Below are 23,801 nucleotides of genomic sequence, written 5' to 3'. Positions count from 1 at the left end.
ATGTTAACGCGCCGTTAACCATAATTACGGCAGGTTGACATGACATGGGTGCCGATTGCCGGCGCCCGCAAGGCACCGGATCGATGGCGGTCGACCTCTACAATGCCACGGCTGCGGCAGGTGTCGATTCCTCGCGCCTGAAAGTTGCGAGCTCGATCAAGCAGGCGGCCGCGACCACCGGCACGAGCTTCGAATATCTACTCACGACCGCGAAGATGGAATCCAATTTCAATCCGCGGGCCGGCGCCACCACCTCGTCGGCGCATGGGCTTTATCAATTCATCGACCAGACCTGGCTCGGCACCGTCAAGGAGGCCGGAAGCCAGCTCGGCTACGGCCAGTATGCCGACGCCATCACCAAGAATTCCGACGGCAGCTATTCGGTCAGCGATCCCACCGCGCGCAATGCGATCATGAAGCTGCGCGACGATCCCGATGCGGCGTCCTCGATGGCGGCGGTGCTGACGCAATCCAACAGCTTCAAGCTCACCGGCAAGCTCGGCCGTCGCCCGACTGATGCCGAACTCTACATGGCTCACTTCATGGGCGTGGGCGGCGCCGGCAAGTTGATCTCGAGTGCCGAGGATAGTCCGAGCGCCAGTGCGGCTGCGATGTTTCCAAAGGCGGCGGCGGCGAACCAGTCGATCTTCTACGACAAGTCGGGCAGCGCGCGCAGCGTCTCGCAGGTCTATTCGGTGTTGACCACGCGCTACGCCGCGGCTGCGGATTCGACGGATACGCGCACCGCGTTTGCCGCGGCGGGCGGCGACACGATGAGTCCCTACGCGATCGCAAGCGCGGCGCCGACACCGGCGCTGACCATGGACACCGCGTCCTATCTCTCGACCTTCCCGGACGCCCGTTCGACCACGGCGGTCAGTGCGACCTCGACCGTCGCATCCGCGCAGCCGGCGCCAGCCTTCCGCTCGCTCTATCAGGGCGGCGACCGCTCACAGCCGATCTCGCCGGCGGTGCAGGAGCTGTGGGGCAGTTCCTCCGCGCTGACCAGCTCGGCGACGCCAAAGGTCCGCGCGCCGGGGCGGCTGGATCTGTTCAGCGATCCCAACGGCACCTACAGCAGCGGCTAGCACCGCCTTGCTGCGCGCGCGAAGTCGTGGCGCCTCGGCCGTCTTAACGAAACGTCAATAATCCCAAACGTTTATGGTGAACCCTTTGTTAAGCGTCATGGTTTATTTTTCCTTGTAGTTGGCGTCGTAAGTCGATGCCGTTTCGTTGCGTAAGCCGGAAGGACCATGATCGTTCGGCAGTTCATTAGTTGGATTAGGACCGCTCCGGCAGGCGAGCGAGCAGAGGCGACGCGGGCGTTGGCCCGGGCCTGGCTCATTTCGGATCTCGCCGAGGAGGATCGCATCGCCGCCGAAGGCGCGCTGCTGATGCTGCTCGACGACCCGTCGCCGCTGGTGCGCCAGGCGATGGCCGAGGTGTTCGCCCACAGCGCGGAGGCGCCGGCGGCGATCGTGCAGGCGCTGTCGGCCGATCAGCCGATGATCGCGCTGCCGGTGCTGGAACATTCACCGCTTCTGATCGATGCCGACCTGGTCGACATCGTCGCGACCGGCTCCGACGAGATGCAGTGCGCGATCGCGCGCCGCATCAACCTGCCGGCCTCCGTCGCCGCCGCGATCGCCGAGGTCGGCTCGGCGGCGGCCGCGCTGGAACTGATCGAGAACCCGTATGCGGGCCTCGCGCCGTTCTCCTGGGACCGCATCGTCGAGCGCCACGGCCATCTCGCGGCGATCCGGGAATCGATGCTGCAGCTCGAAGACCTGCCGTCCGCGACGCGGCTGGCTCTGGTCGCAAAGCTCTCCGATACGCTGGCGCAGTTCGTCGTCGCGCGAAACTGGCTCGGCGCCGACCGGGCCGACCGGATTGCCGGCGAGGCGCGCGAGCGTTCCACGGTGAATATCGCCGCGCGCGCCTTCGGCGACGACATGCATGGCCTGATCACGCATCTGCGCGCCACCGGGCAACTGACCGCAGGCCTGATCCTGCGTGCGCTGCTGTCGGGCAATCTCGACTTGTTCGGAGCTGCGCTCGCCGAACTGTCCGGACTGCCCTATGGCCGCGTCTCCGCGCTGGTGAACGACCGCGGCGGCAATGGCCTGCAGGCGTTGCTGCGTCGCGCGGGGTTGCCGGAATCCACCTATGTCGCGTTCCGTGTCGCGCTCGAAGCCAGCCATGAGGTCGGCTATGTCGACAGTGGCGACGGTGCAGCGCGGCTGCATCGCCGCATGGTCGAGCGCGTGCTGACCCATTGCGAGACCGACCATTCGGCGGCCGAGCCGCTCTTGATCCTGCTGCGCCGCTTTGCGACCGAATCCGCCCGCGAGGATGCGCGGATGTTCTGCGAGGAGCTCGCCGCGGAAGACGCGATCGCGGTGCTGCCTTACGACGATCTCGTCGCGGCCTGAGGGCTGCGTTTCCAGCGATTGATGGAAGCTTGAGAGGTTGCCGCGGCGCGGCAGCCGGCCGCGCGGCTATTCGCTCGGTGCGATGCTCGGCGCGAGGATCGCCTCGAGATGCTCGGGCCGGTCGCGGTTGGCGTGGGTCAGGAATTCATCGGTGATGCCGCGGAGCTGCTTGCTCAGCACGCCGGCGACGACCGCGGTGTCGAGCTTGGTGCGCTCGCGCACGATCGCCTGCACCGCGTTGATGTGGTGGGAAATCAGCTGCGGCGGCACCGCGCTAAGGTCAGGCGCGTGCTCGATGATGCGGCACAGGCTCTCGGCGGCTACGGCCGCCGACGGATAACCGAATGTCGCGGCATCGCCCTTGATGTCGTGCGCGGCGCAGAACAGCTCCTCGCGCGTCTTGTCGTTGAAGCCCTCGCGCTGCACCGTGGTGTGTGCAGCGGAGAGGCGGTCGGCCTCGATCGTCATCCATTGCTTGAACTCGCCCGACAGCCCGGCGAGCGCCTTCTCGGCGCGACCGACCGGATCGTCGAGATCGCTCTCGGGGACCCGCAGCAGCATCTTGCGCAGCGGGTTCGGCTGCGTGATGACATGGTGCGTGCCAAAGCTCTTGACCTCGATCGTCCCGGGTTTGTCTTTCGCCATGACGGTGTCCTAGATGGTCGAGCGCGCCTTTTCGAGCAGCGACGGCTGTTGCAGCACCTCGACCTCGCCGCTGCCGCGGCGCTCGGGGCCGATATAGGTGTTGGTGGTGTTGCGGCGGCGGTCGGGGCCGAAATAGGTCTTGGTCTTGATGAACGGACGCGGATTGGCGACCACGTTCATGATCCGCTGGTAGAGGCCCTTGGCCGAGATCGGCTTGGCCAGGAATTCGGTGACTCCGGCATCGCGCGCCACCGTGACGCGGCGCTTCTCGGAATGCCCGGTCAGCATGATGATCGGCGCGTAGGGATTGCCCTTGGATTCCGGCTGCCGGATCATCTGCGCGAGCTCGAGCCCGTCGAAGATCGGCATCGACCAGTCGGTGATGACGATGTCGGGCACGTAATGGGTATACATCTCGAGCGCGGTGGCGCCGTCTTCGGCCTCATACACCTCGCGCGCGCCAAACGAATGCAAAAGCGTCCGCAGGATGCGGCGCATGTGCGGATTGTCGTCGCAAATCAAAAATCGCAGCTTGTTGAAATCGATGCGATACATGGTCCGGTCCCGAAAGGGCATACCGGGCCAACGCGGTATTACCCGACGTTAACCATATCCTGCCCGGGGTTAATGATTGGTTGCCGGGTAAGGGGAGCAAGGGGGCGCCGTCCTCAGTAGCCGAACTGCTCGCGCAGGATGCGCTCTTCCAGCGAATGGCCGGGGTCGAACAGCATCCGCATCGCGATCGTCTTGTCGGAGAGCACTTCGACCCGGCGGACGTCGCGGACCTCGTCATGGTCGGCCACCGCCGCGACCGGGCGCTTCTCGCCCTCGATCACCTCGATCACGACGAAGGCGGAATTCGGCAACAGCGCGCCGCGCCAGCGCCGCGGCCGGAACGCGCTGATCGGGGTCAGCGCCAACAGCGCCGCGTTGATCGGCAGGATCGGACCCTGGGCGGACAGGTTGTAGGCGGTCGATCCGGCCGGCGTCGCCACCAGAATGCCGTCGGCCATCAGCTCCGCCATCCGCTCGTGCTCGTCGATCAGGATGCGCAGCTTGGCGACCTGGTAGGTCTGCCGGAACAGCGCGACCTCGTTGATGGCATGATGCAGGTGCACCGCGCCGTGGATGTCGGTCGCGCGCATCAGGAGCGGATTGATCAGCGACTCCCGCGAGGCCGCCAGCCGCGTGCGCAGATCATGCGTCGAGTATTCGTTCATCAGGAAGCCGACGGTGCCGCGGTGCATGCCGTAGATCGGCTTGCCGCTGCGCATGTTGGCGTGCAGCGTCTGCAGCATCAATCCGTCGCCGCCGAGCGCAACCACGACGTCGGCATCGGCGGGTGGAAGGTTGCCGTACATCGCGGTCAGCGCCTCGAGCGCCGACTGCGCTTCCGCGCTTGCGCTGGCGACGAAGGCGATCTTGTCATACCGCTTGGGGCTGGCCATCGCTCACGAACTCGTTTGGCACGGAATACGCCGCGCTCGTCTATACATCCCCGGCGGCCTTGTCGAGATGGTCCGGAAAAGGACCGCATGCCCCACAGGTGCCGCCAAGCTAGCGCAATTTCCAGGTGGAATGCGTAAACGCCGGCCCAGGGAGTGAACGACATGGCTAACAGTTTTGCGACACGGTGTGCTGCGGCGCTGTTGGTGGCCTGTCTTGCGACCGCGGCGCGGGCCGATGACGAGACCCCGCAGCCTTCGCCGTCGCCGAGCGCGCAGGCTCCCAGCGGCCAGAAGGGACGGGGAGGACGCGGCGAGGCCGGCTCCGGCGCCAACGCCGCGGCCAGCACGCCCGCCGCCGAGCAGCACCGCCTGCCGCCGGACTCCACCACAAAGCAATCCGTCGCGCTGCCCGGCCGCACGCTTGCCTTCAGCGCGACCGCGGGCTCGATCCGCGTGTTCGACGACAAGGGCGAGCCGCTCGCCGACATCGCCTACACCTCCTACCAGCTCGACGGCGCCGAGAAGGCGAGCCGTCCGGTGACCTTCCTGTTCAATGGCGGTCCGGGCTCGGCGTCGGCCTGGCTGCAATTCGGCAATGTCGGGCCGTGGCGGCTGCCGTTCGATGGCGACGGCGCGGTGTCCTCGGCCTCGCCCGAGCTGCAGGCGAATGCCGACACCTGGCTCGATTTCACCGATCTCGTCTTCATCGATCCGGTCGGCACCGGCTACAGCCGCTTCGTCACCACGTCCGAGGATGCGCGCAAGCGCTTCTTCACGGTCGACGGCGATGCCAATTCGGTCGCGCTGGTGATCCGCCGCTGGCTGGAGAAATACGACCGGCTGACCTCGCCGAAATATGTCGTCGGCGAAAGCTATGGCGGCATTCGCGGGCCCAAGGTGGTGCGCAAGCTGCAAATGCAGCAGGGCGTCGGCCCGCGCGGCCTGATCCTGATCTCGCCGGTGCTCGATTTCCGCGAATATACCGGCTCCAGCCTGCTGCAATATGTCGCGAGCCTGCCGACCATGACGGCGGTCGCGCGGCAGGCCAAGGGAGCGGTGACGCGCGAGGATCTCGCCGATGTCGAGCGCTATGCGCAGAGCGATTTCCTGCTCGACCTCGTCAAGGGCCAGGCCGACGCCGAGGCCACCACGCGGCTCGCCGACAGGGTCGCGAGCCTGACCGGCATCGATCAGGCGGTGAGCCGCAGGCTGGCCGGCCGTTTCGACATCGGCGAATTCCGCCGCGAGTTCGATCGCAAGAACGGCAAGGTGACCGGCCGCTACGACGCCTCGGTCGAGGGCTTCGATCCCTATCCGGATTCCAGCTACTTCCATTTCAACGATCCGTCCGGCGATCCCTTGATGGCGCCCTTGACCAGCGCCGCCGTCGACCTCACCACGCGCAAGCTGAACTGGCGGCCGGACGGCTCCTATCATCTGCTCAGCGAGAGCGTGAACAAGGCCTGGGAGTTCGGTCACGGCATCAGCCCGGCGGAGTCGGTGACGCAGCTGCGCCAGATGCTGGCGCTCGACCCCAAGCTGAAGCTTCTGATCGGCCACGGCCTGTTCGATCTCGCCACGCCATACTTCGCCTCGAAGATCATCCTTGACCAGCTGCCGGCTTTTGCCGGTCCGAGCCGCACCAGGCTCGTGGTCTATCCCGGCGGCCACATGTTCTACTCCCGCGACGGCTCCCGCCAGGCGTTCCGCAAGGAGGCAGAGGCGCTGATGAGGTGAGGGGGATGGCTGCGTGGATTGCGCTGTCCGCTGCAAATGTTGTCGTCGTCCTGGCCTAGTGCGCAATTGCGCACGGGAGCCATGACCCATAACCACCAAATTTGATTGTGAACGTGACCGTGGCCCCGGCGTCGCGCAACAATTTCCATTTGGGGTAATGAGTCCTGGTTTTCGCCAGGACGACATCGAATGTGTTGCGGCATCAAAAGTCAAACATCCGCATTCTCGCTGTCATCGCCCGGCTTGCCGCCTTCGCTAAAGCTTCGGCGTGCCTGGGATTCGTGGCCTCGTCGAAGCCTTGGCGTAGACGGGACCGGGCGATCCAGTATTCCAGAGACGATGGTACTCGAACGGATAAGCCGCGGCGTACTGGATCGCCCGCCTTCGCGGGCGATGACAGGTGTGGGTGGGGACGTAGCTTCGCGTTCTCGCGACATGAAGCGTCCGAGTTTTGCATCTCGTTCCGCCCTCATCTTGAGCAGAGGGCGCAGGGAAAGCCGGGTGCCGATCGCACCCATGGGCCCCGTGCAAAAGTAGAAAGCACGGGGGTAGGACCACAGGTGTAACCGGGAACTCCGGCTTTCCCTGCGCGATGGGTTACGGCTTACTTCGTGCTCTCCCCGGCGAGACTTGGCTTTTTTGTCACCGCCTTCGTAAGACGCAATTGCGTCTTCCAAGGGGACACCGGCCACTAGGGCGTCAGGACCACACGACTTCACCGTCCGCCTCACGTGCTCTCGTCAGTCGCACGCTGGGCGTCCACCGCATCTCACCACAACACCCGTGACGATCGCGAAGCGCCCCTCGATCGGGTGAGACGAGCGGACCATACACCAAGTTGTGCTTCCGAAAAATCGAAATATTTTTGTGAAGCGGGCTTGCGCCGTCGGGCAACTCAGTGATTGAATTCGCGGGGCGCACTCGGCATGCCGCACCGGTCCCCCATACGTCTCGACGATGAAGTCGATCAGCGCCCGCAGCTTCGGGGTCATTTTGCGGTTCTTCGGCCACAGGATCTGGCGCGCGGCTTTGCGTCGTGTAGTTCGGCGGCAGCAGTTGCAGCCGCCCCGCGGCGATATCGTCGGCGAGCAACTCGTCGCGCATCAGCACGATGCCTGCGCCGGCGAGCGCCGCATAGCGGATGCCGAATGCGCTGTTGATGAAGAGGCGGCTCTCGACATCGACATGCACCTCGCCCTCCGGCCCGAAGAAGGTCCATCGCTGTCCGTCCGACCAGCCGGGATAACGCAGGCACTCATGGCTGGCGAGATCCGCGGGATGGGTCGGCGTGCCGTGTTCGGCGAGATAGTCCGGCGCGGCGCAAACCACGCCGGTATAGGGCGACAGCGAGCGCGACATCATGGTGGAGTCGGTCGGCGTGCCGACCCGGATCGCCGCATCCAGCCCTTCCTCGAGCAGATCGACCATCTTGTCGCTGAGGACGAGGTCGACCGATACTTCCGGGTACCTCTTCATGAAGCGGACGAGCGTGGGCGCCAGGCTGTACGATCCGAAGGCGACCGAGGTCGCGATGCGGAGCTTGCCGCGCGGCGCGCTCAAGGCCTCCTCGACCAGCGCATCGCCGGCCTCGGCCTGTTCCAGCAAATGCTTGCAGTGATCGAGATAGCTGCGGCCGAGCTCGGTGAGGCCCTGCCGCCGCGTCGACCGGTTGATCAATTGCGAGCCGAGCCGATCCTCGAGAAACCGGATATGCTTGCCGATCATGGTCGGCGACATCCGCAACTCCTTGGCGGCCGCGGTGAAGGAGCCGAGATCGGCGACGCGGGCGAACACGGACATGCTGGTCAGTCGGTCCATGATTATAAACCAATGGTTATTTCATTGCGGATCAAAGCGCCCCTTATAGGGCGCAGCATTTGTATTTATTACCACGAGTGAGCAATCAGCGCGAATGCGCGTACGATCGCTTTGGAAATGTGGCCGGTTGCGCCCGGAGGGGCGCGGACCGCGCGGTCTCGAACCAGGACAGGAGTGTCACGATGCCTTTCCAGATCACCATCAATGGGACCAGTCATTCGGTCGACGCCGACGGCGATACGCCGCTGCTGTGGGTGCTGCGCGACGTGCTCGGCATGACCGGCACCAAGTTCGGCTGTGGCATGGCGCTGTGCGGCGCCTGCACGGTGCATCTCGATGACGCCGCGGTGCGCTCCTGCATCACGACGATCGACAGCGTCGGGGACTCCAAGATCACGACCATCGAGGCGGTCGGCACCACGCCCGCCGGCAAGAAGATCCAGGACGCCTGGCTCGCGCATGAGGTGCCGCAATGCGGCTACTGCCAGTCGGGACAGATCATGTCCGCCTCCGCGCTGCTTGCGAGCAAACCGCAGCCGACCGACGCCGATATCGACGACGCGATGTCGGGCAACATCTGCCGCTGCGGCACCTATGTCCGCATTCGCGAAGCCATCAAGCAAGCCGCGCAGTCGGGAGGTTGATCATGACGCTGATGGACAATGTGTCTGAGCGCTCCGCCGATCTGTCGCGGCGCAACTTCCTCCGCGCGAGCGCGATCGCAGGCGGAGGCCTGCTGCTCAGCGTGAGCCTGCCGTTCGCGGGCCGCGAGAGCGAAGCCGCGGCCGCCGATGGCTTCGCGCCGAATGCCTTCATCCGGATCGGCGGCGACGGCAAGGTCGTGCTGACCATGCCCTATGTCGAGATGGGGCAGGGCACCTACACCTCGATCCCGATGCTGATCGCCGAGGAGCTCGAGATCGGCCTGAAGCAGGTGCAACTCGAGCACGCGCCGCCGAGCGACAAGCTCTATGCCAACCCGCTGCTCGGCGTGCAGGCCACCGGCAATTCGAACGCGATGCGCGGCGGCTGGCAGCCGATGCGGAAAGCCGGCGCCACCGCGAAGGCGATGCTGGTCGCAGCCGCGGCGAAACGCTGGAACGTCGAGCCCGCTTCGTGTCGCGCCGAGAACGGCGAGGTGCATCATGCAGCCTCCGGACGCAAGCTGGGTTACGGCGAGCTGGCGACTGACGCGGCGCAGATGCCTGTGCCGGAGAATGTGACGCTGAAGAGCCCGGCCGAGTTCAAGCTGATCGGCACGCCGGCCAAGCGGCTCGACACACCCTCCAAGATCAACGGCTCGGCGGTCTACGGCATCGACGCACGGCCGCCCGGGGTGAAGATCGCGACGCTGGCGCAGTCGCCGGTGTTCGGCGGGCGGGTGAAGCGCGTGGATGACGCAGCGGCAAAAGCCGTCAACGGCGTGCGCCAGATCGTGAAGCTCGATGACGCAGTCGCCGTGGTGGCCGATCATATGGGAGCGGCGAAGAAAGGTCTCGCGGCGCTCGTGATCGAGTGGGACGAGGGGCCCCACGCCAAGCTCGCCACGTCAGATATCGCGCGCGAGCTCGAAGCCGCCACCACCAAGCCGGGCACGGTCGCGCAAAACATCGGCGACGCCGACAAGGCGATGGCGGGCGCTGTGACGAAAGTCGAGGCGACCTATCAGCTGCCGTTCCTCGCCCATGCGACGATGGAGCCGATGAACTGCACCGTGCACGTGCGCCCCGATGCTTGCGAGATCTGGGTCGGCAGCCAGGCGCTTTCGCGCGCCCAGGCGGTGGCCGCGAAGGTACTGGACCTGCCGCCGGAGAACGTCGTGGTGCACAATCATCTGCTCGGCGGCGGCTTTGGCCGCAGGCTCGAGGTCGATGGTGTCATTCGCGCCGTGCAAATCGCAAAGCAGGTCGATGCGCCGGTCAAGCTGGTGTGGACCCGCGAGGAGGACATCCAGCACGACATGTATCGTCCCTACTGGTGCGACCGGATTGCGGTCGGACTCGATGCATCCGGCAAGCCGATCGCCTGGAACAACCGCTTCGCCGGCTCGTCGGTGCTGGCGCGATGGGCGCCGCCGGCGTTCCGCAATGGTCTCGATCCCGACACGACCGAGGGCGCGATCGATCTCGTCTACGACATCCCGAATTTCCACGTCGAATATGTCCGGGTCGAGCCGCCCGGCATTCCGACCGCGTTCTGGCGCAGCGTCGGTCCCTCGCACAATGTGTTCGTCACCGAAAGCGTGATCGACGAGATGGCGGCGGCCGCCAAGCAGGATCCGGTCGACTATCGCAAGGCGCTGCTGGGCAAGTCGCCGCGCGCCAAGGCGGCGCTGGAACTTGCGGCGGCCAAGGCCGGCTGGGACGGGAAGCTACCTGCCGGGCGCGGACGCGGCGTGTCGCTGCAATTCGTGTTCGGCAGCTACCTTGCGCAGGTTGCCGAGGTTGAGGTTGCCAAGGACGGTTCGGTTCGCGTCCACCGCGTCGTCTGCGCGATGGATTGCGGCACCGTGGTCAATCCCGACACGGTGCAGGCGCAGCTTCAAAGCGGCATCAATTTCGGCGTCACTGCCGCACTCTATGGCGAGATCACGCTGAAGGACGGGCGCATCGAGCAGACCAACTTCGACAGCTACCAGATGTTGCGCATCGATCAGGCCCCGGCCATCGAGGTCCACATCGTGCCGAGTTCGGAGCCGCCCGGCGGCATGGGTGAGACCGGGACATCGGGCATCGTGCCTGCGATCGGCAATGCGATCTTCGCGGCGACCGGCAAGCGGCTGCGAAAGATGCCGGTCGACCCGGCATTGTTGAAGCAAACGTAAGCTACCGGCCGTCATGCCCGGGCATAGGCGAGCGCAAGCGACGCCGTCCTTCGGACGGCTATGCCCGGGAAATGACGGAATGCTGGCGCGATCGTGAAGCCAAGCGGATTTGCGCCCCGCATTGATCCGACAAGCGGGCATGCATGTGAGGCGCTTCGCGAATCTCTGGCTCGCGCCGGTATCACTAACGCTCACGGCTCCACGGGAAGAGAGAGGCCGGGAAATCAGCCGCGTAGCGGTGACCGATCGGCGGGCGGGGCTCTTCTTGCGGGGGATTCGGGTCAGGCTCGACCACCTTCCTGTAAAGATGCCAGGTCGCATGACCAAGCACCGGCAGAACGACGCAGAGACCGACGAAGAATGGCAGTGAGCCCACGGCCAGCAGTACCGCAACGATCAATCCCCACGCAGCCATCTCAACTGGATTCATCTTCACGGCCCGTATCGAGGTGCGGATCGCATCGATCGCTGTTGCATGGCGGTCGAGCATCAGTGGAAATGAGACGACGCTGACGCACAGGGCAATCAGGGCGAAAAGGAAGCCGACGCCGCATCCGATGATGATGAGCGACCAGCCTTCGGGCGTCGTCAACACGCGCTGTGCGAAATCAGGGATGCTCGCAGCCGGAGCATAGCCGAAAGTCGCAACGTAGATCGCGTTCGCGGCGGCGATCCAGACCCCGAACAGAACGAACAGGAGAAACCCAAGTTCGAGCATGGCGCCGAACGACGGCGCGCGCAGCACCTGCATTGCGTCCCAGGCTCCCGGCTCCTCTCCCCGCTCGCGGCGGCGGCTCAGTTCGTAGAGGCCGAGTCCGGCGAAAGGACCGATCAGGGCGAAGCCGGCGGCGAGCGGAAACAGCAGCGGCAGCACCGAATAGCCGATCACAAGTCTGAACAGGAAAAGTCCGAGGACGGGATACATCACGCACAGGACGATTGCGTGGGTCGGGATGGCTTTGAAGTCTTCCCAGCCGAGGCGCAGCGCGTCGCCCAAATCGGAAAGGCTGATCTTGCGTACGACAAAGGCGGTAGAGACGCCAAACAATTGCAGTTTGGGCCGTGCGAATACTGTGGTCATGGTTCCGGCCTCCTTGCTGGTGGTCGCAGGGGAACGGAGCGCCCTCAAAACACGCACATCCGCCTCATGCGCGAAAATCGCGACCGAGTCCGGCAAATCAGATTCAACCAGAAGGAGCTTGCCGGACGACATCTGTCGCAACCGGTCCAATCAAACTAGTCCGATATGCAGCAGAAGCAAGATGGCGAACGCGTCGGGAGAATTGTGCAATCGCACAAAGCCAGGTTTTGCGATGCACCATCTGATGGTGGGTCCCGATCGGTGCTCTCCGGCATGCAACGCATTCGCGCCAACACGCGCCGGACCGAGGCGGGGCATACTCCTCTATTGACGCCGGGCTCGACGAGTACCATCTTGAATGCACTGAACGCCCCCAAGCTCCGATGAGATTGCGGTCGTGACGTTGACCCTTTGTCATGATGTCCCAGCGTCGCGACCGGCAGAATGGGCGAGGCAAAAGGCACGGTGATGGTGTACGTGACACCATACCTTGACACCATACCTTTGACGTGAGCTCCGCCCTTTCGTTCGTCTCCGCAGCCTTAAATGGCAAGGAGGAATGAGGGATGGCTGTCGCGCTCGTACTGCTCCTGGTTGCAGTCGCCTCGGTGCTGTTTCACATCTACAGCCCGTGGTGGTGGACGCCGATCGCCTCGAACTGGCGCTACATCGACGACACGATCAACCTGACGTTCTGGATCACCGGGGCGGTTTTCTGCGCGGTCATCGCGTTCATGGCTTACTGCGTGTTCCGCTTCCACCACAAGGAGGGACGGCGGGCCGCCTACAATCCCGAAAACAAGAAGCTCGAATGGTGGCTCAGCATCGTGACGGCGGTCGGCGTCGCCGCCATGTTGGCGCCCGGCCTGGTCGTCTGGCACCAGTTCGTCACCGTTCCCGACGACGCGACCGACGTCGAGGTCGTTGGACAACAGTGGATGTGGAGTTATCGGCTTCCCGGAAAGGACGGCCGGCTCGGCACGTCAGATGCGCGCCTGATCAGTTCCGACAATCCACTCGGGTTGAATCCCAATGATCCGAACGGACAGGACGACGTCGTCGTTCAAAACGAGGATCTGCATCTGCCGATTGGAAAGCCGGTGAAGGTGCTGCTCCGCTCGATCGACGTTCTGCATGATTTCTATGTGCCCGAGTTCCGGGCGAAGATGGACATGATCCCGGGCTCGGTGACGTATTACTGGCTCACGCCCACGCGTACCGGAACATTCGACGTCCTCTGTGCGGAGCTGTGCGGCGCCGCGCACGCGCAAATGCGGAGCAAGGTCGTCGTGGAGGAAGAGAAGGAATATCACGCGTGGCTCGAGAAGCAGCGGACGTTCGCGGAATTGTCAGGCCAGCGCGACGTCGCGAAGGCCGCGTACAAGACCGGTAGCGAATGAACATGCCGACGCGGATGCGCCGGATATTGTGAAGCGAACTCGTCGCTGAGCAGAAGACCAAGGAGGGAATTCCGATGGTCGATATCCCGTTTGATCAGGTCGCAGGTATACCGCCCGCCGAAGTGAGTGAGGTCGAGCTCTATCACCCGAAGAGCTGGTGGACGAGGTACGTCTTTTCGCAGGACGCCAAGGTGATCGCCGTCCAGTATTCGATCACGGCAATGTCGATCGGAATGGTGGCGCTGGTGCTGTCGTGGATGATGCGCCTGCAACTGGGATTTCCCGGTACATTCTCCTTTATCGATGCCAATGAGTACCTTCAGTTCATCACCATGCACGGCATGATCATGGTGATCTACCTGCTCACCGCCTTGTTCCTTGGCGGCTTCGGCAACTACCTCATCCCGCTGATGGTCGGCGCGCGGGATATGGTCTTCCCCTACGTGAACATGCTGAGCTACTGGGTCTACCTGCTCGCCGTGCTGGTGCTGGCCGCGACGTTCTTCGTGCCGGGCGGGCCGACCGGCGCCGGCTGGACGCTCTATCCGCCGCAGGCGATTCTCTCCGGCACCCCCGGGCAGGACTGGGGCATCGTTCTCATGCTGGCCTCGCTGATCCTGTTCATCATCGGCTTCACGATGGGCGGGCTCAATTACGTCGTGACGGTGCTGCAGGCGCGTACGCGCGGCATGACGTTGATGCGCATGCCTCTGACGGTGTGGGGCATCTTCACGGCCACCGTGATGGCGCTGTTGGCCTTCCCGGCGCTGTTCGTCGCCTCAGTGATGCTTTTGCTGGACCGCCTGCTGGGAACCAGCTTCTTCATGCCGACGCTGGTCGAGATGGGCCAGCTGACGAAGTATGGCGGCGGCAGCCCGATCCTGTTCCAGCATCTGTTCTGGTTCTTCGGCCACCCCGAAGTCTACATCGTCGCCTTGCCGGCCTTCGGCATCATTTCCGATCTGATCAGCGTCCACGCGCGAAAAAACATCTTCGGCTATCGCATGATGGTTTGGGCGATCGTGGCCATCGGTGCGCTCAGCTTCGTCGTGTGGGCGCACCACATGTATGTGAGCGGCATGAACCCGTATTTCGGGTTCTTCTTCGCCACCACGACGCTCATCATCGCGGTCCCCACCGCCATCAAGGTCTACAACTGGGTGCTGACGTTGTGGCGCGGCGACATCCATCTCACGACGCCGATGCTGTTCGCCCTCGCGTTCATCATCACATTCGTCAATGGCGGTCTCACCGGGCTGTTTCTCGGCAACGTGGTCGTGGACGTTCCGCTGTCCGACACGATGTTCGTCGTCGCGCACTTCCACATGGTGATGGGTATCGCGCCGATCATGGCCGTGTTTGGCGGAATCTATCACTGGTATCCCAAAATCACCGGACGCATGCTCAACGAGGCGCTTGGGCGATTCCATTTCTGGGTGACGTTCATCGGGGCCTATGCCGTGTTCTTCCCGATGCACTATCTCGGCCTGCTCGGGATGCCCCGCCGCTATCACGACATCGGCGAGACAACCTTCGTCCCGGCATCCGCCCATGACCTCAATGCGTTCATGAGCGTGGCGGCGCTGATCGTCGGCTTCGCCCAGCTTGTCTTCCTGTTCAATATGATCTGGAGCCTGTTCAAAGGAAAAGAGGCTGGCGGCAATCCGTGGGGAGCCGCCTCGCTGGAATGGCAGACACCGGAAACCCCGCCGGGACATGGCAACTGGGGAAAAGAACTCCCGATCGTCTATCGCTGGGCCTACGATTACAGCGTGCCCGGTGCTGCCAGGGACTTTGTGCCGCAGAATGAACCACCGGCCGGATTGGTGGCGCAGGGAGCCCACCCGTGAGCGCCATCATCCTGTTCATTGCTACAATTGCAGCGATCGCGGGATGGTGGCTCTCGCAGCAGCGGCTGGCGGCCAAGCCGTGGCTGGAGCAAGGCGTGGACGTCGATCTTCGCGGTGAGCGCGGTTCGTCGGTGCCGACGGCGAAGATCGGACTGGGCGTGTTTCTCGCGGTCGTCGGCTCGTTGTTCGCGCTCCTGATCAGCGCCTACTCCATGCGCAACAGCATGGTGGACTGGCGGGAGCTGCCCCTGCCCAGACTGTTGTGGTTCAATACCGGCGTCCTGGTCATAAGCAGTGTGGCGCTGCAATGGGCGCTGATCGCCGCGCGACGCGACGACATTGACGGCTTGATCGTCGGCCTGCTGATCGGCGGCGCGTCCGCTGTAACCTTCCTGGTTGGGCAGTTATGGGTGTGGCAGCAACTGAACGTCGCCGGGTATTTCGTGGCGTCCAATCCTGCCAATTCCTTCTTCTACCTGATCACCGCGGTGCACGGACTGCATCTGACGGGCGGACTGGTGGCGCTCGGCAGGACGACCGCAAAGGTGTGGCGCGGCGCGCCGATGATGCAGGTGCGCCTGAGCGTCGAGCTGTGCGCGATCTATTGGCATTTCCTGTTGTTGGTCTGGCTGGTCTTGCTCGGTCTGCTGACGGGCTGGACCGACAATATCGTCGACATCTGTCGCCAGTTGCTCAGCTAGCGAGGGCAGGAAGCGATGACGGAAACCACACTGGCAACCCCCAACGCGCCGCCCGGAACGCTACCCGGATGGCGCGGCATCGCCGCCGACTGGGCCTCGGACCAGCGTGCCTTCAAGCACGTGTCCTGGGGCAAGGCCATGATGTGGATCTTCCTCTTGAGCGACACGTTCATCTTCAGCTGCTTCCTGCTGTCGTACATGACCGCGCGGATGTCGACGACCGTGCCGTGGCCGAACCCGAGCGAAGTCTTCGCCCTCAATATCGCGGGCCAGCACATCCCGCTGATCCTGATCGCCATCATGACCTTCATCCTGATCTCGAGCAGCGGGACGATGGCGATGGCGGTCAATTTCGGTTATCGCCGCGATCGCGTCAAAACGGCGGCCTTGATGCTGGCCACCGCAGCGTTCGGCGCAACCTTCGTCGGAATGCAGGCCTTCGAATGGACCAAGCTGATCATGGAGGGCGTGCGGCCATGGGGCAACCCGTGGGGCGCGGCGCAGTTTGGTTCATGCTTCTTCATGATAACCGGCTTCCACGGCACGCACGTGACGATCGGCGTGATCTTCCTGATCGCGATTGCGCGAAAGGTCTGGCGGGGCGATTTCGACGTCGAGCGGCGTGGCTTCTTCACGAGCCGGAAGGGGCATTACGAGATCGTCGAGATCATGGGCCTGTACTGGCACTTCGTCGATCTCGTGTGGGTGTTCATCTTTGCCTTCTTCTATCTCTGGTGAGGTAAGCGCATGACAAACGCAGCGGTACATGTGGAAGGGCAGGCAACGCAACATGCGCTCCACACTTATGTGCATGACGCAGTCGCATCGGGAGCCACGCACGCCGAGGGCCAGCAGCACCCGATCAAGCTCTATCTCGTGGTCTGGGGATGGTTGTTCGTGCTCAGCACCTGCTCATACCTTGTCGACTTCTTTGGCATCCATGGCCATCTCCGTTGGTCATTGATCCTGCTGTTCATGGTGCTGAAGGCCGGCCTGATCGTTGCTGTGTTCATGCACATGGCCTGGGAGCGGTTGGCGTTGGCCTACGCCATCCTGTTGCCGCCGGTGCTGGTGCTGGTTTTTGTAGCGATCATGGTGTTCGAATCCGACTATACGCATCTGCTTCGGGTCATGTTTTTCGCGTCAGCGAGCTAGAAGCAGGACGGTTGTGCTGCGAACAAGGCCTTCAACCGATGGCCTTTTGAGTATCGAACTGACGAGGAATCAATCTCGTGCAAATCAATCGTTCAATTCTTCGCCGGAGCTATGCCAACATCGGAGACTACGTCGCACTGACGAAACCGCGCGTCATGTCGCTGGTCGTCTTTACCGCCCTGGTCGGTCTCATGGTCGCACCAGGCGGCATCGATCCCGTCACCGGCGTCGCTGCTCTCGTCTGCATTGCTGCGGGAGCCGGCGCCGCAGCTGCGCTCAATATGTGGTACGACGCCGACATCGATGCGGTGATGGCGCGTACCGCCATCCGTCCAATTCCTAGCGGCCGCGTATCGCGCTCGGAAGCATTGGTTTTCGGCTTGATGCTCGGCGCGTGCGCCGTCCTGGCCCTCGGCACTTTGCTGAACATGGCCGCTGCTGCACTGCTTGCTTTCACAATTTTCTTCTACGTCGTCGTCTACACGATGTGGCTTAAACGCCGAACACCGCAAAACATCGTCATTGGCGGTGCTGCCGGTGCGCTCCCTCCGGTGATCGGCTGGGTTGCGGTCACCGGACAAGTCGGGCTCGAGCCGCTCATCCTGTTTCTGATCATCTTCCTTTGGACGCCACCGCACTTCTGGGCACTTTCGCTTAATCTTTCCGGAGAATATGCCCGCGCCGGTGTGCCGATGTTGCCGGTCGTGGCCGGCAAGACCGAAACAAAGCGCCAGATTCTTCTCTATAGCGTGCTTCTGGTTCTGATCTCACTGCTGCCTTGTGCACTGGGGTTCGCGGGAGCCATCTATGGCGCGGCCGCGGCGGTGCTGGGAGCGATCATGATTGTTCTCGCATGGCAGGTACGTCGGAGCCACGACAAGGAATGGCGGCCGGCGCGTCGCTTGTTCGTGTTTTCGATGCTCTATCTGGTCCTTCTTTTTGGGGTGCTGCTGATGAATGCCGCACCCTACGCTCAGCCGCGCTAGCTGGGACGCATTCGAATCGACAGCCGTAGGGCCTACTTCGTGCCGGGGACGTCCCGATACGCCGTCAGGCGAAGCCAAGCTGGCGGAATCGTGAATTTGCAGGTTGCATTGATCCGTGCGACAAGCAGGTATGCATGTGAAGCGGCTCGCCAATCTCTGGATTCTGCTGCTCGTCGCGGCCGGGCTGTTGCTCGCGCCCGTGGCGCCGGCGTTTGCCAGGATGATGCCGGATGCATCGGCCACCGCCATGCAGGCGATGTCCGGCCACGAGGCCATGTCGGACCAAGCCATGCACGGCATGGCCAAGTTCGATCAGGCCATGTCGGGGCAGGCGATGGCCGGCGACATGCCGTGCTGCCCGGACCAGACCAAGAGCAAGGGTTGCGACGACTGTCCGTTCCTTGCGCTCTGCATGCTGAGCGTCTCGCTGCCGCTTCCTGCCGGAGCCGTGTCGTTGATCGCACGCGAACCATCGCAAGGCGGATTCGCCGCGCGCGATGACCGCCTGCTTGACGGCCTCGGCGCCAAACCTCCGGATCATCCGCCTCGAACCGACGTCTGACGGGCGCGCAAGCGCCTGATCGCTGACGCGTGCGCCTGATGGCGCGCGTGTCGTCGCATGCCGCTCACGCGGTGCACCAGACGTATCGAGGATCACAACCATGAAGACTTTCCACCTCGCGCGGGCCGCTGCAGCCGCGCTGTTCGGCGTTGCCCTGGCGGGTGCGCCCGCCCACGCCGAGATCAAGAACCACGAATTCCAGCTCATCCAGCCGACGGTCAAGGCCGGGGACGATCGCATCGTCACGGTGCGGCTGGTCGACAAGACGACCGGAAAGGCCGTTCCCGACGCGGTGATCTTCTCGACCCGGCTCGACATGGCGCCCGACGGCATGCAGGAGATGGCCACCAAGGTGACGCCGATGCCGGGCACCGAGCCCGGCACCTACCGGTTCAAGGCGACCTTCGGCATGGCCGGCCGCTGGCAATTATCGCTCGGCGCCAAGGTGCAGGGCGAGACCGGCTCGGTCGAGAACAAGCTCGTCGTCACGGCCGAGCAATGAGCCGCCTCGCGTGGGCCCTCACTTGGGCCGGCGCTGCCGCTGCGATCGCCGCAGCGGCAGGCGCCGCATGGACCGGTCACGGCCTGCCGCCGCGGCCTATGACCGCCATCGTCTCCGCCGCGCAGGCTGCGGAGAGCGCTGCGCCGATCTATTACCGCGATCCCGACGGCAAGCCGTTCTACTCGGTGACGCCGAAGAAGACGGCGGACGGGCGCGACTATCTGCCGGTTTTTCCGGATGCCGATGCGCAATCCGGCGCGCCCGAGCGGCCGGCGGACATCAAGGCCACGGCCGCGAAGAGCGAGCGCAAGATCAAATATTATCGCAACCCGATGGGGCTTCCCGACACCTCGCCGGCGCCGAAGAAGGATTCCATGGGGATGGACTATATCCCCGTCTATGACGGCGACGACAGCGACGATGGCTCGATCACGCTGTCGCCCGGCAAGATCCAGCGCACCGGCGTCAAGTCCGAAGCGGCGGAGATGCGCCGCATCCGCACGCTGGTTCGTGCCCCCGGCACGATCCAGCTCGACGAACGGCGTGTCTCCGTGATCGCGATGCGCGCCGAGAGCTATGTGCAGAAGGTCGCCGACGTCACGACCGGCAGCCGGGTGACCAAGGGACAGAAGCTGATGGAGATCTACAGCCCGGCGGTGTCCTCGGCCGCCGCCGAATATGTTGCGACCATCGGCTCGAAAGCGGCTGCGGGGATCGATCCATACGGGCGGGGCTCGCGGCAGCGGGTGATGAACCTCGACGTGCCCGAGGCCGTGATCGCGGAGATGGAGCAGAGCCGCACGGTCCCGATCGTAATTCCATGGTCGTCGCCGCGCGACGGCATCGTGCTGCAACGCGCCGCGATCGAGGGCATGCGCGCCCAGCCCGGCGACGTGCTGTTCCGGGTCGCCGACGTCTCAATGGTGTGGGCGCTGATCGATGTCGCCGAGCGCGATCTCGGCAACATCGTAGTCGGCCAGAAGGTCACTGTGCGCACGCGCAGCTATCCCGGTCGCGCGTTCGCCGGCCAGATCGCCATGATCTACCCGCAGGTCAACAAGGAGACGCGCACCGCACGGGTGCGGATCGAATTGCAAAACGCCGATCTCGCGCTGCTGCCGGACATGTATGTCGACGCCGAGATCGATACCGGCAGCCCGGCGCCGGTGCTCACGGTGGCTGACAACTCCATCCTCGATACCGGAAGCCGCCAGACGGTGCTGCTCGACCGGGGCAACGGACGGTTCGAGCCGCGTGAGGTCAAGCTCGGGCGGCGCGGCGACGGTTATGTCGAAATTCGTGACGGGATCGCCGAGGGCGATGCGGTCGTCACGTCAGCGACATTCCTGATCGATGCCGAAAGCAATCTGAAGGCGGCGATCAAGGGCTTTGGCGGGGCCGGCGCTGCGCAGGCGGCGGGCGAGGGCGAGATGACGGGAGGCAAGCCATGATTGCCCGTCTCATCGCCTGGTCGGCGCGCAATCTGCTGCTGGTGCTGTTCGGCACCGGCTTTGCGGCGGCCGCGGGTCTCTACGCGCTGCTCCATCTGCCGCTCGATGCGATCCCCGATCTCTCCGACACCCAGGTCATCGTCTACACCGAATATCCCGGCCAGGCGCCGCAGGTGATCGAGGATCAGGTCACCTATCCCCTGACCACGGCGATGCTGACGGTGCCGAAGTCGAAGGTCGTGCGCGGCTTCTCGTTCTTCGGCGTGTCGTTCGTCTATGTCATCTTCGAGGACGGCACCGACATCTACTGGGCGCGCTCGCGCGTGCTCGAATTCCTCAACGGCGCGGCGTCGCGGCTGCCGGCGGGCGTATCGCCGACCATCGGTCCTGACGCGACCGGCGTCGGCTGGGTCTACCAGTACGCCGTGATGTCGAAAGAGCTGAACCTGGCCGACACCCGCACGATCCAGGACTGGAACCTGAAGTTCGCCCTTGCCAGGGCCGAGGGCGTGGCCGAGGTCGCGAGCGTCGGCGGCTTCGTCAAGCAGTACAATGTGATCCTCGATCCGCAGCGGATGCGCGACCGCGGCATCACTATGCAGCGGATGCGCGACGCGATCCGCGCCAGCAATGCCGATGTCGGCGGCCGCACCGTCGAGCTCTCCGAGTTCGAATATGTCATCCGCGGCAAGGGCTATCTGAAGGACATCAACGATCTCGGCAACATCGTGCTGAAGACCGACAACGGCACGCCGGTGCTGCTGCGCGACGTCGCCCGCGTCGAGCTCGGCCCCGACGAGCGGCGCGGCATCGCCGAGCTGAACGGCGAGGGCGAGGTGGCCAGCGGCATCGTGCTGCAGCGTTTCGGCGTCAACGCGCTCGACGTGATCGAAAACGTCAAGAAGCGATTCAAGGAGATCGCGACCAGCCTGCCGAAATCGGTCGAGATCGTGCCGGTCTACGACCGCTCCAACCTGATCTATGCGGCGATCGAGACGCTGAAGCGCACGCTCTTCGAGGAGAGCGTCGTGGTCGCGCTGGTGTGCTTCGTGTTCCTGCTGCATGTCCGCAGCGCACTGGTCGCGATCCTGATGCTGCCGGTCGGCGTCCTGATGGCGTTCGGCGCGATGAAGCTGCTCGGGATCGGCTCCAACATCATGAGTCTCGGCGGCATCGCGATCGCGATCGGCGCCATGATCGATGCGGCGATCGTGATGATCGAGAACGCGCACAAGCACCTCGAGCGCGCCGAGCCCGGCCGGTCGCGGGTCGCGATCCTGATCGAGGCGGCGGCAGAAGTGGGACCGGCGCTGTTCTTCAGCCTGCTGATCATCACCGTATCCTTTATGCCGATCTTCACGCTGGAATCGCAGGAGGGGCGGCTGTTCTCACCGCTCGCCTTCACCAAGACGTTTGCGATGGCGGCGGCGGCGCTCTTGTCGGTCACGCTGGTGCCGGCGCTGATGGTGATCTTCGTCCGCGGCAGGATCGTCCCCGAGCACAAGAACCCGATCAACCGCTTCCTGATCTGGATCTACCGTCCCGTGATCAACGGCGTGTTGCGGGCCAAGACGCTGGTGATCGTGCTGGCGCTTGCAGCACTCGCCGTCACAGTCTGGCCGGCGCGGCAGCTCGGCACCGAGTTCATGCCCGACCTCAACGAGGGTACGCTGCTCTATATGCCGACCACGCTGCCGGGCATCTCGGTGACCAAGGCGGCCGAACTGATGCAGACCCAGGACCGCATCATCCGCAGCTTTCCGGAAGTCGCCTCGGTCTACGGCAAGGCCGGCCGCGCCGCCACCGCGACCGACCCGGCGCCATCGGAGATGTTCGAGACCATCGTCAACCTCAAGCCGAAGCAGCAATGGCGCAAGGGCCTCGCGCTCGACGGTCTGATCGCCGAGATGGACAAGGCGCTGCAATTTCCCGGCGTCTCCAACGCCTGGACGATGCCGATCAAGGCGCGGATCGACATGCTTTCGACCGGGATCCGGACGCCGGTCGGCGTCAAGGTGATCGGTCCCGATCTCGCCGTGATCGACAAGCTCGCCCGCCAGGTCGAACAGATCGTGAAGGGTGTGCCCGGCACCTCGTCGGCCTATGCCGAGCGTAGCCTCGGCGGCTATTACCTCGAGATCACGCCGAACCGCGAGGCATTGTCGCGCTACGGCATCGCCGTGCAGGACGTGCAAGACACGATCGCGACCGCGCTTGGCGGGCAAAGCGTGACCACGACGGTCGAGGGGCGCCAGCGCTTCACCGTCAACATGCGCTATCCGCGCGACCTGCGCGACAATCCCGGTGCGATCGCAAGCGACATCCTGGTGGCGATGCCGGCGGGCGGGGCGGTGCCGCTCGGCGAGGTCGCCGATATCAAGCCGGCGCGCGGGCCGACCACGATCCGGACCGAGAACGGGCAGCTCGCGACCTACATCTATGTCGATATCCGCGAGCGCGATCTCGGCAGCTATGTCGCGGATGCGCAGCGCGCGGTGCAGGCGAGTGTGCAGTTTCCGCCGGGGGCCTACGTGATCTGGAGCGGGCAGTACGAATATCTCGAACGCGCCACGGCGCGGCTCAAGATCGTGGTGCCGGTGACGCTTTCGATCATCTTCCTGCTGCTCAACCTCAACTTCCGCTCGGTGGCGGAGACCATGATCGTGATGCTGTCGCTGCCGTTCGCGCTGGTCGGCGGGCTCTGGCTGATGTGGGCGCTCGGCTTCAACCTGTCGGTTGCGGTCGCGGTCGGCTTCATCGCGCTCGCCGGCGTCGCTGCTGAGACCGGCGTGGTGATGCTGATCTACCTCAACCACGCGCTGGCCGAGATCACGGCGCGGCGCGCTGCCGAGGGACGCACGATCGGCTACGACGACCTGCACCGTGCGATCATCGAGGGCGCGGTCGAGCGTGTCCGCCCGAAGATGATGACGGTGGTCGCGATCATGGCCGGGCTGTTGCCGATCATGTGGAGCACCGGCACCGGCTCTGAGATCATGCAGCGCATCGCGGTTCCGATGATCGGCGGCATGATCTCGTCGACCTTGCTGACGCTGATCGTGATTCCCGCGATCTTCGCCATGGTGAAGGGCTTTCGACTGCCGCCGGCCGGCGACAGCGGCGAGCTGCAGCCGGAAGCCGCTGTCGAGACTACGCAGACACGCGCGCGCACGCTCAAGCACATCGCCTAGACGAGCCGAACTGCGAGG

At 64.2% G+C, this 23,801-nt stretch carries 20 protein-coding genes; 15 read left to right on the top strand and 5 right to left on the bottom strand.

The features are described 5' to 3' along the window. Window positions 1–83: 83 nt before the first annotated feature. Together HAP54_RS43970 and HAP54_RS43965 are read left to right on the top strand one after the other, a co-directional pair. The gene (locus tag HAP54_RS43970; protein ID WP_175619623.1) at window positions 84–1,088 is read left to right on the top strand and encodes a transglycosylase SLT domain-containing protein; all 1,005 of its coding nucleotides are present in this window, start codon (window positions 84–86) and stop codon (window positions 1,086–1,088) included. A 165-nt stretch (window positions 1,089–1,253) separates the two neighbouring features. After that, window positions 1,254–2,432: a DUF2336 domain-containing protein gene (locus HAP54_RS43965; protein ID WP_166297637.1), complete on the top strand. Its 1,179-nt coding sequence runs from the start codon at window positions 1,254–1,256 to the stop codon at window positions 2,430–2,432. A 66-nt stretch (window positions 2,433–2,498) separates the two neighbouring features. Here HAP54_RS43965 and HAP54_RS43960 read toward each other — a convergent pair whose 3' ends face one another. From HAP54_RS43960 to HAP54_RS43950, 3 genes are all read right to left on the bottom strand, one after another. Continuing rightward, window positions 2,499–3,077: an Hpt domain-containing protein gene (locus tag HAP54_RS43960; protein ID WP_166297635.1), complete on the bottom strand. Its 579-nt coding sequence runs from the start codon at window positions 3,075–3,077 to the stop codon at window positions 2,499–2,501. A gap of 9 nt (window positions 3,078–3,086) precedes the next feature. After that, on the bottom strand, window positions 3,087–3,632 hold the full coding sequence (locus tag HAP54_RS43955) for a response regulator (protein ID WP_024582417.1): 546 nt from the start codon (window positions 3,630–3,632) through the stop codon (window positions 3,087–3,089). A 113-nt stretch (window positions 3,633–3,745) separates the two neighbouring features. Then, on the bottom strand, window positions 3,746–4,525 hold the full coding sequence (locus HAP54_RS43950) for an NAD kinase (protein ID WP_166297633.1): 780 nt from the start codon (window positions 4,523–4,525) through the stop codon (window positions 3,746–3,748). Between the two features lie 162 nt (window positions 4,526–4,687). Here HAP54_RS43950 and HAP54_RS43945 point away from each other — a divergent pair, with 162 nt between their 5' ends. Further along, window positions 4,688–6,262, top strand: a complete 1,575-nt coding sequence (locus HAP54_RS43945; RefSeq protein WP_166297631.1) for a S10 family peptidase — start codon at window positions 4,688–4,690, stop codon at window positions 6,260–6,262. Between the two features lie 699 nt (window positions 6,263–6,961). On the opposite strand, the gene HAP54_RS43940 is transcribed toward HAP54_RS43945, so the two are convergent. Next, complete coding sequence (locus tag HAP54_RS43940; protein WP_224741522.1) at window positions 6,962–8,080, bottom strand: LysR substrate-binding domain-containing protein; 1,119 nt, start codon at window positions 8,078–8,080, stop codon at window positions 6,962–6,964. Window positions 8,081–8,262: 182 nt separating this feature from the next. Between HAP54_RS43940 and HAP54_RS43935 the strand changes: the two genes are divergently transcribed. Next, window positions 8,263–8,724 carry a (2Fe-2S)-binding protein gene (locus HAP54_RS43935; RefSeq protein ID WP_166297629.1) on the top strand — a complete coding sequence of 154 codons (462 nt, stop codon included), beginning with the start codon at window positions 8,263–8,265 and terminating at the stop codon, window positions 8,722–8,724. Window positions 8,725–8,726: 2 nt separating this feature from the next. Then, window positions 8,727–10,904, top strand: coding sequence for a xanthine dehydrogenase family protein molybdopterin-binding subunit (locus HAP54_RS43930; RefSeq protein ID WP_166297627.1), 2,178 nt, complete (start codon window positions 8,727–8,729; stop codon window positions 10,902–10,904). A gap of 184 nt (window positions 10,905–11,088) precedes the next feature. Here HAP54_RS43930 and HAP54_RS43925 read toward each other — a convergent pair whose 3' ends face one another. Next, a complete protein-coding gene (locus HAP54_RS43925) occupies window positions 11,089–11,985 on the bottom strand; it encodes a DUF2189 domain-containing protein (protein WP_166307029.1) in 897 nt (298 codons plus the stop codon). A gap of 566 nt (window positions 11,986–12,551) precedes the next feature. Here HAP54_RS43925 and coxB point away from each other — a divergent pair. The 10 genes from coxB (at window position 12,552) to HAP54_RS43875 (ending at window position 23,783) form a co-directional block, all read left to right on the top strand. After that, window positions 12,552–13,385 carry a cytochrome c oxidase subunit II gene (gene coxB / locus HAP54_RS43920; RefSeq protein ID WP_166297625.1) on the top strand — a complete coding sequence of 278 codons (834 nt, stop codon included), beginning with the start codon at window positions 12,552–12,554 and terminating at the stop codon, window positions 13,383–13,385. A gap of 74 nt (window positions 13,386–13,459) precedes the next feature. Beyond that, window positions 13,460–15,235, top strand: a complete 1,776-nt coding sequence (gene ctaD / locus HAP54_RS43915; RefSeq protein ID WP_166297623.1) for a cytochrome c oxidase subunit I — start codon at window positions 13,460–13,462, stop codon at window positions 15,233–15,235. After that, window positions 15,232–15,936 (top strand): cytochrome c oxidase subunit 3, encoded by a 705-nt coding sequence (locus tag HAP54_RS43910; RefSeq protein WP_166297621.1) that lies wholly within the window; start codon window positions 15,232–15,234, stop codon window positions 15,934–15,936. The genes ctaD and HAP54_RS43910 overlap by 4 nt, the downstream gene beginning before the upstream one ends. Before the next feature lie 15 nt (window positions 15,937–15,951). After that, window positions 15,952–16,674, top strand: a complete 723-nt coding sequence (locus HAP54_RS43905) for a heme-copper oxidase subunit III family protein (RefSeq protein ID WP_166297619.1) — start codon at window positions 15,952–15,954, stop codon at window positions 16,672–16,674. A 9-nt stretch (window positions 16,675–16,683) separates the two neighbouring features. Further along, window positions 16,684–17,091 carry a cytochrome C oxidase subunit IV family protein gene (locus HAP54_RS43900; protein ID WP_029080150.1) on the top strand — a complete coding sequence of 136 codons (408 nt, stop codon included), beginning with the start codon at window positions 16,684–16,686 and terminating at the stop codon, window positions 17,089–17,091. A gap of 77 nt (window positions 17,092–17,168) precedes the next feature. Then, window positions 17,169–18,077 carry a heme o synthase gene (locus HAP54_RS43895; protein ID WP_166297617.1) on the top strand — a complete coding sequence of 303 codons (909 nt, stop codon included), beginning with the start codon at window positions 17,169–17,171 and terminating at the stop codon, window positions 18,075–18,077. A 115-nt stretch (window positions 18,078–18,192) separates the two neighbouring features. After that, window positions 18,193–18,639, top strand: coding sequence for a hypothetical protein (locus HAP54_RS43890; RefSeq protein ID WP_224741523.1), 447 nt, complete (start codon window positions 18,193–18,195; stop codon window positions 18,637–18,639). 100 nt (window positions 18,640–18,739) lie between these two features. After that, entirely contained in the window at window positions 18,740–19,141 is a 402-nt protein-coding gene (locus HAP54_RS43885) for a FixH family protein (RefSeq protein ID WP_166297615.1), read from the top strand. Then, complete coding sequence (locus HAP54_RS43880; protein WP_166297613.1) at window positions 19,138–20,592, top strand: efflux RND transporter periplasmic adaptor subunit; 1,455 nt, start codon at window positions 19,138–19,140, stop codon at window positions 20,590–20,592. The genes HAP54_RS43885 and HAP54_RS43880 overlap by 4 nt, the downstream gene beginning before the upstream one ends. Then, on the top strand, window positions 20,589–23,783 hold the full coding sequence (locus tag HAP54_RS43875; protein ID WP_224741524.1) for an efflux RND transporter permease subunit: 3,195 nt from the start codon (window positions 20,589–20,591) through the stop codon (window positions 23,781–23,783). Before HAP54_RS43880 ends, HAP54_RS43875 begins: the two co-directional genes overlap by 4 nt. Window positions 23,784–23,801 lie beyond the last annotated feature (18 nt).

This window comes from Bradyrhizobium sp. 2S1 (assembly GCF_011516625.5).
In the GTDB taxonomy this organism is placed as follows: domain Bacteria; phylum Pseudomonadota; class Alphaproteobacteria; order Rhizobiales; family Xanthobacteraceae; genus Bradyrhizobium; species Bradyrhizobium septentrionale.
Note: the sequence above shows the minus strand (reverse complement) of the source record. Positions and strands in the feature narration are given on the sequence as shown.